Source organism: Polynucleobacter sp. 35-46-11 (assembly GCF_002281105.1).
This window is the reverse complement of sequence record NZ_NCFJ01000649.1, coordinates 1-1,245: the sequence shown is the minus strand read 5'-3', so window position 1 is coordinate 1,245 and position 1,245 is coordinate 1. Positions and strand designations below refer to the sequence as shown.

Below are 1,245 nucleotides of genomic sequence, written 5' to 3'. Positions count from 1 at the left end.
ACATCTAGGCAAGCAAGTGATTAGCAAGTTTGCATTAGATAAAGATGCTGACCCACAAAGCTACGGCATTGGAATTAAGGAGTTATGGGAAGTTGAGCCGTCTAAGAGCAAGCCTGGCCTAGTAGTTCATACAGCTGGGTGGCCACTGGAGAGCGATACCTATGGCGGTTCATTCTTATATCACTTGGGTGATAACAAGGTCGCAGTAGGTCTGGTGGTAGGTCTCTCCTATAAGAATCCTTACCTCTCTCCTTTTGAAGAATTCCAGCGCTATAAATTACATCCTAAGATTCGCGAGACCTTTGAAGGCGGTAAGCGCTTGGCCTATGGCGCTCGTGCACTAACGGCTGGCGGATTAAATAGCCTGCCTAAAACTGTATTCCCCGGTGGCGCATTAATTGGTTGTGATGCTGGCTTCTTAAATGCATCCCGCATTAAAGGAAGCCATGCCGCCATTAAGACCGGCATGCTGGCTGCTGAATCCGCAGTTGCAGCGCTTAATGAGAATCGCTCTGCTGATGTCTTGTCTGCATATCCAAGCGCCTTCAAAAATAGTTGGCTACATACCGAGCTAAATCAAGCGCGCAACTTTAAGCCGTGGATGTCCAAAGGACTTTACCTTGGAACTCTGATGGTTGGTCTAGAACAAAAGCTGTTGGGCGGCAATATGCCCTGGACAATTCATTTAAAGCATGCAGACCATGAGTGCCTTGAACCAGCAGCACAGCATCAACCGATCGACTATCCAAAGCCCGATGGCAAGATTACTTTTGACCGCCTCTCCTCAGTATTTATTTCTAATACTAATCATGCTGAGAACCAACCTATTCACCTCACATTAAAAGATGCGTCGGTGCCTGTCAGCTTGAATCTCAAAACTTTCGCAGGTCCCGAGCAACGTTACTGCCCTGCCGGCGTATATGAGTATGTAGAAAAAGATGGGCAGCCACAGTTACAAATCAATTCGCAAAACTGCGTGCATTGCAAAACCTGTGACATCAAAGATCCAAGTCAAAATATTATTTGGATTACCCCCGAGGGTGGTGGTGGCCCGAACTACGGATCAATGTAAAGAATGTTGATTGATTTATCTAGCTGGGTAGTGGCGTGGGCGCATTTTCCCAATCGCCATACCTGCTAATCCACAAGCTAATGCGGCCATCACAAACACATTGCGTGGCTGAGTTGCTTCCCAGAGCCAGCCCGCAACTAAACCGCCTAGCGTTCCACCCAAGCCATAAGATA

The 1,245-nt window shown here is 47.5% G+C and carries 1 protein-coding gene; it reads left to right on the top strand.

The window, feature by feature from the left end; all coding sequences use genetic code 11:
* Positions 1–1,072 (top strand): electron transfer flavoprotein-ubiquinone oxidoreductase (locus tag B7Y67_RS18455; protein ID WP_293599881.1); only part of this gene is annotated, 1,072 nt, incomplete at its 5' end.
* Between the last annotated feature and the right edge of the window lie 173 nt (positions 1,073–1,245).